Source organism: Peptostreptococcus sp. MV1 (genome assembly GCF_000758885.1).
Lineage (GTDB): Bacteria > Bacillota > Clostridia > Peptostreptococcales > Peptostreptococcaceae > Peptostreptococcus.
Map to the genome: position 1 here is coordinate 1 of NZ_JRNB01000115.1, position 7,997 is coordinate 7,997.

Consider the following 7,997-nt stretch of genomic DNA (forward strand, 5'->3'; position numbering starts at 1 on the left):
TTTAGCGTTGGGAGAGAATTTTTTCTCTCACCAACGCTAAATATTATACAACCGTTTTTGATTCTCTTCATACATTCATTATAGCTTTTATCATCCATTTTATTTGCCCCAAACAGCCGCTGCATTCGACCTTACAAGCAGTTCTTCCACAGGCAAACCAATCGGACAAATATCATGACAAGATAACGACTTCCCGCATCCCTCAAAATATTTCTTCTTATATTCAGCAGAAATCTCATTCAAATGAGTGCTTTCCTGTTCTTCATTCAGAATCCGAAATGCGTTGACTGCAGCAACAGCGCCTGCGAAAGTCCCATTTGCAGAGAAGTTAGGACACACTTCAAGGCAGCAGCCACACATCAGACAGCGTGCCGACTGGTATCTCGGTTCATGTGTCCACGGATTCATATAAGCTTCACTTTCAAGCCAAAGGTTCAGTTTTTTCAAATTTTCAAACAGATTTGACCGGTCAACGATCAAATCTCTTACAAGCGGAAATTTTCTTAAAGGTTCCAAGATGATTGTAGAACCTTTTAACGTATGTAGAAATGTAGAGCATGCCAACCTCGGACGTTCGTTAATCAGCATGGCGCAAGCCCCACATTTTCGCACCATACAGCTACATTCCCAGCTGATGGGAGTAACTATATTTCCTGAGTTATCTTTCAAAGGGGTTCTACTGTTCAATTCCTTTAGAACAGTGGCAACAGAGCTGTTTTTGCTTCCGTCATATTCAAATTCCTGCCAATAACTGTCTGATTTCTGACTCTCCTGCCGCCTGATTCTTATTTTATATACCAAGTGAATCACCGCCTTTCTGGAACAGGTACAAAGGAAATCTGTATCTGCTTTCCATCAAATCTGGCTACTGTTGTTTTAAGGTAATCATCGTCATTGCTCTTCGGATAATCCTCCCGCCAGTGTGCACCACGGCTTTCTTTTCTTGCAAGAGCACTCTTTAGAACTGCCATGCCAAGCAATGGAAGATTTCCTGTCAGCGCTTGTACCGTTTGAATCCCATTTAACAACGTATTCTCATTTCTGACAACGCCCATAGTATCCTGCATCACTTTGTTTAATTGCTTTATTTCTGAAATTTGAGACGCTGGTGGAAAATCTATCTGTGTCGCACAAGATAGATCTACTACATCTGCCTGTTCGTATGCTGATTTTGCCGCAACACGTCCTCCGTATAACGCTCCTAACAGAGAATTTCCACCAAGACGGTTGGCACCATGATATTGGGCACAGCATTCTCCGGCAGCGTAAAGGTTCTGAATCGGCGTTCTGTGCTGCTCATCCACCAGAATGCCTCCCATAAAATAGTGAATTCCCGGTAAAACAGACACCGGTTCCTTTCGTATATCTTTATGCAGATAGGTCATACAATCGTCTGCCAGACCAGATAGCTTATTTGAAATAATCTCGTCCGATATTTCCGTCATGTCAAGAAATACCTCTGATTTATGGCTGACCTTCCATATCTCTCTGGCGGTAATATCTCGTGGCATCAGATTTCCAAGCTCCGGGTATTTTTCCTCCATGAAATACCATTGTTTTCCATCTTTCATAGAAAACAACCTGCCACCTTCCCCTCTGGCCGCCTCGCTGATGAGCATGCGTTTTCCACCACATTTCACAGTTGTCGGATGATACTGGATCATCTCGCCATTTGCCAGAGGAACACCAAGCCGGAACAATTCTGCGGTGACTTCTCCTGTATTGCTCAGCGAACCCGTTGTATTTCCAAACAATCCGTGCATACCACCGGTGGCAACAATAACCGCATCCCCCGGTAATTCCACAGTCTCCTGACTGTATTCATCCCTGATTACGCAGCCACAACAAATATTGTCACACAGACGAAGTGTTAGGAAAGAATGATGGCTGAACCGTTCTACCATACCAGATGCTTCTTTCCTGCGAACAGCGTCTATCATAGCTGTCATGATCTGTTTCCCGGTATCGCTCTGCGCAAAAGCAGTCCTTTTCTTTTTCTGCCCGCCAAAATTCCGCAGATCCACATCATCATAGCCGCTCATGTTAAATTGAACTCCAAGTTTTAACAGCCAGTGCACCAGCTCCGGTGCTGCCTGTGTCATTCCCCAAACTGCATTTGGGTCTGCCAGACCGCAAGCCGCCTTTATTGTATCTGTGAAATGTTCTTCGGGACTGTCGTTTTCATCTTTTGTATTCAAAGCTGCGTTGATACCGCCCTCCGCCATAACAGACTGCGCCCGCTCTGATGGAAAGGAGGAAACCAGTTTTACATTGCATCCATTTTCCGCTGCCTGCAAAGCCGCTGAAAGCCCTGCCAGTCCAGCACCTATAATAATAATAATTGTCTTACTCATAGATATTGCCACCCAATATAATAGAAAATAACTGCGCCCGCTATAAACAGAAGGAGCACCGAAAGAATCAAATAAATATCACCCCTTCGTTCTTTATAACTGATGATTCCCAGCGATACGAGCAATGGGCGGATATTGATAAAAATATGAACAAAGATTGCCGCCACGAACAAAAGCTGAGTTACCATCTTTACCGTTGTAAAAGGGAACAAAATATATGTCCCATTCTGCACCTTTCCAAACAAGCCAATATGGAAGAACAGCAGGATCAGTATTGCCAGCCCACTGGCTCGTCTCGCCCAGAATATGGCGTTCTGTTTCAGATACATTTTTCCGGATTGCTTCGCTGTCTGTAAACTCTGAACTGTCAGGACGGTACCCATCACCGTATGCACAACAAGAATACCAACACCAATCCATGCAAGAAGTTTCCCTGCGCTACTTCCAACTCCGTTCAGCATAAAGCTTCCCATGATTCCATGAATCATAAAAATGAGAAGCATTAAAACAGACAAAATCGTATTCCATTTTCTCATAAATTCCCGCTCACCTCATTTCTTCGCTGTCCATGATCATATAGTCCATCTGTGTTAGCGTTGTAACGTCAATAAAATCATCCGATGCCAGGAATACATCATACTTTCCACTTACCACTCTTGATAGCATCATTGTGTTACTGTACTCTTTCAGATCTACGGAGAAACCGGCCTGTTCCAACCTGTCACAGAGTTTCTTAGCATAACTGACAAGCGGATAATCCGTCTCAGATACATATAACCGAAAACTAATGTCCGTTTTCATGAGATCTGTTTCATTTGTTTCCGAATCGTCCAGTGCCAATTCTTTTAATTTATTCCGGGTGTTCTCGTTGTCGAGACCATCTGACATCATATTAATACCGAGAACATAAGAGCCTTCCAACTGTGCGGAGGCTTGAGCCGCCTTTTTTGACTTCGGTGTTGCTCCTGTGACTGCATCAATCATAGAGGGCGGTGAGTGCAAAAGTGCACCGAAAACTGCAAGAAAAACAATTGTAACTGCTAACAGAGTCAATTTCCGTTTCACATTGCCACCTCGTTTCTTATTTTTTCAAAATCCTCATTGCGTTCAAGACGGCAATTATGGTAACGCCTACATCACCAAATACAGCTTCCCACATTCCAGCTATACCCAGAGCACCAAGGATCAGGAACACACTCTTAATTCCAAGGGCAATCACTATATTCTGCATGACAATTTGCTTTGTCGCTTTTGCCACATCAATCGCATCCACCAGCTTAGATGGTTCATCTGTCATCAGAACCACATCCGCAGCTTCAATGGCCGCATCTGAACCAAGACCACCCATTGCGATACCAACATCCGCACGAGCAAGGACAGGAGCGTCATTGATACCATCACCAACAAAAGCCAATTTGCTTTCCGGTCTCTTTTTACCATCTAAAAGCTCAACCTTTTCCACTTTTTGGTCAGGAAGCAGCTGTGCATAATATTCATCCAACTGCAATTCTTCTGCAACAGACTTCCCAATTTTTTCATCATCACCGGTAAGCATGACTGTTTTTTCCACACCGATATGTTTCAAATCAGAAATTGCTTTTTTGCTGTCCGGCTTTACTTCATCTGTTATCAAAATGCATCCGGCATATTGACCATCTACTGCTACATAAACCTTTGTATCAACTTTTTCACAGGTTGTGTACTCTATACATTCTGTATCCATAAGTTTCGTATTGCCAGCAAAAACTTTCTTTTCCCCTGCCATTACACTGATTCCATATCCTGAAATTTCCTTATAATCAGAAATCACTGACTGATCCATTTCTTTTCCATAAGCAGCAAGAATGGATTTTGCAATAGGATGGTTAGAAAAACTCTCTGCCTGGGCCGCATACTCCAGAACCTGTTCTTTTGAAAATCCATTTGCAGGCAGAATATCAGTCACATTGAAAACACCCTTTGTAAGTGTTCCAGTTTTATCGAACACAATAATGCTGACATTATTAAGCGCCTCTAAATAATTACTTCCTTTTACAAGAACACCTCGTTTAGATGCCGCACCAATACCTCCGAAGAAAGTCAGCGGGATTGAAATGACCAATGCACATGGGCAAGATACCACAAGGAAAACAAATCCTCTGCGAATCCACTCTGTCCAACCTCCACCAAGAAGGATCGGTGGCAGAATTGCCAGAATAGCTGCTAAGATTACAACCACAGGCGTATAATAACGTGCAAATGTAGTAATAAAATTTTCTGTTGGTGCTTTTCGGCTTGACGCATTTTCCACAAGATCAATAATCTTTGAAGCCGTAGATTCACCAAATGCTTTTGTTGTCTTAATCATTAAGACACCCGTCTGATTCATACAACCGGAAAGTGCTTCGTCTCCTTTATGAACACTTCTCGGAACTGATTCTCCTGTTAAGGCCCTTGTATCCAGCATAGAATCTCCATCCAATACCACACCGTCTAATGGAATTTTTTCACCAGGCTTTACAATAATAATCTCACCAATGGAGACATTTTCTGGAGATATGGTAATCAATTCCCCATTTCTTCTTACTGTAGCAGAATCTGGACGTATATCCATTAAGTCTGATATAGATTTTCTGGAACGCTTAACAGCCAATGACTGAAAAAATTCACCTATCTGATAGAATAACATAACAGCAACTGCTTCTGGATATTCACCAATGACAAAAGCCCCAATCGTAGAAACACTCATCAAAAAATGTTCATCAAATACACGCCCCTTTGAAATGTTCCTCACAGCCTGCCATACAACATCTCCACCAAGAATAACATAAGAAACAATGAGAAAAGCTAACTCGATAGGCAGTGGCACTTTCGCAAAAACAGTCAATGCCATACCAATAGCATAGATTGCTGCACCAATCGCTAAACGAACTGTCAACTTCTTATCCTCATTGTTATAGGATTCATTGGCCTCCTGCTTTTTTTCCGGTATATAAGATTCCTGTACAATTTCAGAAACTTCCACATCGGGCTCATGACTATGAACAATCGTTTCAATCTGACTGGCTATCGTATCTGCGGCTGTCTGAGCAACATTGATTGTAAGCGTCTGCTTCATCAGATTTACCACTGAGGATTGCACTCCATCCAACTCTCCGACTTCTTTTTCAATTTTTGCAGAACAATTTGGACAGTCCAGCCCTTTTAATAGAAATATGCGTTTCATGATAATCTCCTTATAATTTGTTTAATTGTTCAATTACTCAACTATAATATTAAAAAATATTATTTCTGCCAAAGATGCTCAAATCCCTTGTCAATAATCTCTTTCACATGATCATCTGCCAGCGAGTAGTAAACTATCTGTGCTTCTTTACGGAATTTTACCAGATTCGCTAGGCGTAATGCCTTTAACTGATGCGAAATTGCAGATTTTGTTACCCCCAGTAGCACTGCAAGATCACATACACACATCTCACTCTGTTCTAGAGCGTGTAAGATTTGTACTCTAGTTCCATCTCCAAATAGCTTAAACAAAGAAGCCAACTGGATATAATCATCTTTTGGCTGCATCTTGGATTTCACATCATTCACAATATCCTCATGAATTACATCGCAATTACAAATATAAGACGTTTTTGACATATATTCACCTCCAAATAATAATAGTTGAACAATTACTCAACTATTATTATACTTATTTTTAAATTTATGTCAATAAGCTGATGTTAGTTCCCCATAAATTTTACAATTAAAACCAGCTCTTTATTCTTTTCTTAATCTTTTTTTCCCAGTATACCGTTTTGGCTTTCTTTTCACACTTCCTGTAAATTCCGATTTGTTTAAGCCTTATGACCGCCGATTTGCTCGTTTCGGTCTTTGGCGGTTGCACCTTCTTCAAGGTTCATTCCCTTCAACACAGCATTCTTGCCAAACTTCTTTTTGATACTCAGCATTGCTTCTTGCATACGCCTTTCCCGTTCTAATTTTTCTTCTTCCTCCGCCTGCTTCTTCCTCTGTGCTTCGTAATCGGTAAAGAGGTCGAGTTGCTGGTATTCATCTTCCTGCTTGACGGATTTTTCATCAACAAGTTTATTCGCTGTGATTGTTATTCTGCGTACAAGCAAATGCTCGTCAACTATCCTGTCATACAAGTCCATCACGGCGTTGGTAATCAATCGAGTAGAGGAAGTCTTTTTCTCAAGATTCGCTGTTCCGTGTGCGTACTTTGGAACTTTGCGTCCATATCGGTCAATCGTAACCTCGCCTTTGTATTGATATTTTAGGTTCGGATTACTTAAATTCTCAATATCATAGCCGATTGTCAACACAAGCTGGTCAGTTACAAGTCCTTTATCCACCAAATCAAGCACCATTTGGTCGGTCATTTCTTTTACAATCAACTTTGCCTTTTCGTAATCATATGGACAGTGCAACACCTGACCGGAAGATACACTGTTTGTTTCCGGCTTATATGCTTTGACCTGCTCCATTGTGCAAGGCTCATATCCCCAAGCGTGGTCTATGAGCAGTTCCGCATTGATACCGAACAGCTTGTACAGCAATTCCTCGTTATACAGTTCATTCGGCTTTCCGATAGAACATCTTGCAATATCGCCCATTGTATAAAGTCCGTGTTCCTCTAACTTCTTCGCATAACCATTTCCGACTCTCCAGAAATCGGTTATCGGGCGATGACTCCACAATTTCCGGCGATATGACATTAAATACTTCATCAATCGAGTAAGGGAAAATATCTTCCGGAGCAATGTATTTCAAGTAAACACTGTAAATCTTGGTACTGTACTCCAGATAGTATGCCATACGAGGTGGTGCAACGATATAATCAATCTCTAATGCCGGATTCGCATTTAATTCTGTACTGTCATCAGACGAACCCGCAAATGTATGATTTGGTACTTTCCACCTTCGTGTATTATTAACTTCTTTTACCTTTTGCACGACCTCAAACAAGCGTGGTCTGCCGGGTATCCCATAACTTTTCAATGACGGAGATACCGCAAGGCATATTGTTTTCTCTGTCCTGCTCTTATCTGCAACCACAAGATTTGTTGTCAATGGGTCACGATTTCGTTCTTTACACTCCACAGAAGCATAGAATGATTTAAGGTCGATTGCGATATAGGTCTTTTGCTTTGTCATCATTCTATGCCCCCTTCTAAATATTCCTTCGAGTAAATTATGCTATCGTTAGTGTCAATCCTCGGTATAGAAACCATCCAATACATATGTTGTGACTGGTGTTATATACAATTCATATTTAATAACCAGTCTGATTAAATCATTTCCGTCAATCAATGTTATCGGTGTACCTTCTCTCGCAGCCTCTCTTGCCTTATTGGTAAATCGGCTGTTAGTAATAAATACTCCATAATCGGCTTGATATTTGTTCATCGCCCCAAGAAATTGATTGATATCCGGCTCACTCACTGGATTTGAATTAAATCTTTTACACTGAATAACCACTCTGGTTGTTCTAAAATCATCGGCATCTACGTGATATCCATAACGGCTCTATGTCAAATAACGTTGGTGATAATTTAAATCAACAAAATCTATTAAATTATACGGCAGCATCCATAGCAAACTGATAACTATGGATGTTGCCCTTTTGTATTTTATACCTTTCCATTAGCATTATCC

General features: G+C 41.2%; 8 protein-coding genes and 1 pseudogene. All 9 read right to left on the reverse strand.

Going from position 1 to position 7,997, the window contains the following annotated elements; genetic code table 11:
• Positions 1-99 precede the first annotated feature (99 nt).
• Positions 100-810, reverse strand: coding sequence for a succinate dehydrogenase/fumarate reductase iron-sulfur subunit (locus HMPREF1639_RS07705; protein ID WP_330371706.1), 711 nt, complete (start codon positions 808-810; stop codon positions 100-102).
• A complete protein-coding gene (locus HMPREF1639_RS07710; protein WP_036765171.1) occupies positions 807-2,354 on the reverse strand; it encodes an FAD-dependent oxidoreductase in 1,548 nt (515 codons plus the stop codon). The genes HMPREF1639_RS07705 and HMPREF1639_RS07710 overlap by 4 nt, the downstream gene beginning before the upstream one ends.
• Positions 2,351-2,890, reverse strand: a complete 540-nt coding sequence (locus tag HMPREF1639_RS07715; RefSeq protein WP_036765172.1) for a hypothetical protein — start codon at positions 2,888-2,890, stop codon at positions 2,351-2,353. The genes HMPREF1639_RS07710 and HMPREF1639_RS07715 overlap by 4 nt, the downstream gene beginning before the upstream one ends.
• A 10-nt stretch (positions 2,891-2,900) precedes the next feature.
• A complete protein-coding gene (locus tag HMPREF1639_RS07720; protein WP_036765185.1) occupies positions 2,901-3,419 on the reverse strand; it encodes a DUF6921 family protein in 519 nt (172 codons plus the stop codon).
• Positions 3,420-3,435: 16 nt separating this feature from the next.
• The gene (locus HMPREF1639_RS07725; RefSeq protein WP_036765188.1) at positions 3,436-5,559 is read right to left on the reverse strand and encodes a heavy metal translocating P-type ATPase; all 2,124 of its coding nucleotides are present in this window, start codon (positions 5,557-5,559) and stop codon (positions 3,436-3,438) included.
• Positions 5,560-5,618: 59 nt separating this feature from the next.
• Positions 5,619-5,978 carry an ArsR/SmtB family transcription factor gene (locus HMPREF1639_RS07730; RefSeq protein ID WP_015512809.1) on the reverse strand — a complete coding sequence of 120 codons (360 nt, stop codon included), beginning with the start codon at positions 5,976-5,978 and terminating at the stop codon, positions 5,619-5,621.
• 197 nt (positions 5,979-6,175) lie between these two features.
• Positions 6,176-6,955 carry a DinB/UmuC family translesion DNA polymerase gene (locus HMPREF1639_RS09605; RefSeq protein ID WP_330371707.1) on the reverse strand — a complete coding sequence of 260 codons (780 nt, stop codon included), beginning with the start codon at positions 6,953-6,955 and terminating at the stop codon, positions 6,176-6,178.
• Complete coding sequence (locus HMPREF1639_RS09610; RefSeq protein ID WP_330371708.1) at positions 6,915-7,499, reverse strand: Y-family DNA polymerase; 585 nt, start codon at positions 7,497-7,499, stop codon at positions 6,915-6,917. The genes HMPREF1639_RS09605 and HMPREF1639_RS09610 overlap by 41 nt, the downstream gene beginning before the upstream one ends.
• A gap of 51 nt (positions 7,500-7,550) precedes the next feature.
• Positions 7,551-7,835, reverse strand: a pseudogene (locus HMPREF1639_RS09145) (restriction endonuclease); the annotation flags it as partial.
• Positions 7,836-7,997: the final 162 nt, after the last annotated feature.

Excerpts from the sequence above, each read along its gene's own strand:
- HMPREF1639_RS09605 (WP_330371707.1), bottom strand. The coding sequence starts at position 6,955 with ATGGGCGATATTGCAAGATGTTCTATCGGAAAGCCGAATGAACTGTAT.
- HMPREF1639_RS07730 (WP_015512809.1), bottom strand. The coding sequence starts at position 5,978 with ATGTCAAAAACGTCTTATATTTGTAATTGCGATGTAATTCATGAGGAT.
- HMPREF1639_RS07710 (WP_036765171.1), bottom strand. The coding sequence starts at position 2,354 with ATGAGTAAGACAATTATTATTATTATAGGTGCTGGACTGGCAGGGCTT.
- HMPREF1639_RS07725 (WP_036765188.1), bottom strand. The coding sequence starts at position 5,559 with ATGAAACGCATATTTCTATTAAAAGGGCTGGACTGTCCAAATTGTTCT.
- HMPREF1639_RS07715 (WP_036765172.1), bottom strand. The coding sequence starts at position 2,890 with ATGAGAAAATGGAATACGATTTTGTCTGTTTTAATGCTTCTCATTTTT.
- HMPREF1639_RS09610 (WP_330371708.1), bottom strand. The coding sequence starts at position 7,499 with ATGATGACAAAGCAAAAGACCTATATCGCAATCGACCTTAAATCATTC.